This is a genomic window from Vibrio sp. Vb0304 (assembly GCF_033338995.1).
Taxonomy (GTDB): Bacteria; Pseudomonadota; Gammaproteobacteria; order Enterobacterales; family Vibrionaceae; genus Vibrio; species Vibrio alginolyticus.
On the sequence record NZ_JAWOTT010000356.1, the window covers coordinates 1 to 1,046 of the forward strand.

Below are 1,046 nucleotides of genomic sequence, written 5' to 3' on the forward strand. Positions count from 1 at the left end.
AACCTTATAAACGGTCAGTCTGCGGCTATCCGGCATTAAACCAACGCCGAAACCACCTCGAAATGGTTCTAGCGCGTGTTCACCGATAGCAATTGCGATGGCTTCTGGCAGAGGTGTTGGCAACTCAACAGGGCTGGTCAACGACATGTGCAAATTGATGGTGGTTTCGTTCTTAAATATGGTTAAGAAAAGCGCTTCATCATGGTCATTTGTATTCGATGACAGTTCGCATTGAAATAATCCGTTTGCATCGAAGTTCGCGTCGTTACCTAAAAAACTGATGCTTTCTTGGTAGATATCCATTGTTTTCCCCTCAATCTAAAAATTTATTATGGTTATTACTCATTTTGGGAAAGAGTATAAGAGTGAGGGTGTGGAAGGATATTGAGTATGGGCGTAAGTTTTTATTTTTATCGTATCAACACGGACCACAACTAGAGGGCGGCGACCTGTTTAGTTCGTCTGAGAGTGGTTTGTCTGAATAAAGTATTCATCTTTTATTCATGGCTCATGTGAAGAATAACCATGTCTTTTACATGGAGAAAGAAGATGGACGCGAAAACGAACAATGCAATCTCAAAATCAATGATGTTTTTCCATTGGGTTATCGGGCTTGGAATGATTGCGGTACTCATTTCTGGTCTAGTTATGGATGATGAATCAAACAACTTACTTTTTAATGCTCACATGTCATTCGGACTTTTAGTCTTAGCCTTGAGCGTGCCTAGGTTAGTTGGGAGACTCATTGGAGGTATGCCAAAACCTATGACTGAAAGAAGTAAATTTGAGTCTATCGCGGCGGCTGTGGTTATGTACTCTCTTTTGGCCTTAACTGTGGTGTTGCCTTTGTCTGGCATCGCGGTTTCTGTAGGAGAAGGGTACGGCCTGAGCCTGTTTGGTTTTGAATTAGTGAGTTCTGGCAGAGAAATACACATGCTGAAAGAGCTGGGTGAGGGGATCCACGAGTTTAGTGGTGAAGCGTTGTTGCCATTCCTATTGGTTTTGCACCTTGGTGCCAGCTTTATGCATCACTTTATTAAGCAGGA

2 protein-coding genes are annotated in these 1,046 nt (G+C 42.5%); one reads left to right on the forward strand and one right to left on the reverse strand.

Annotated elements, in window-relative coordinates; all coding sequences use genetic code 11:
• On the reverse strand, nucleotides 1-303 hold a 303-nt coding region (ati1, locus tag R7P35_RS26205), incomplete at its 3' end, for an Ati1 family type III secretion system chaperone (RefSeq protein WP_318093410.1).
• 246 nt (nucleotides 304-549) lie between these two features.
• Between ati1 and R7P35_RS26210 the strand changes: the two genes are divergently transcribed.
• Nucleotides 550-1,046 (forward strand): cytochrome b (locus tag R7P35_RS26210; protein WP_318093412.1); only part of this gene is annotated, 497 nt, incomplete at its 3' end.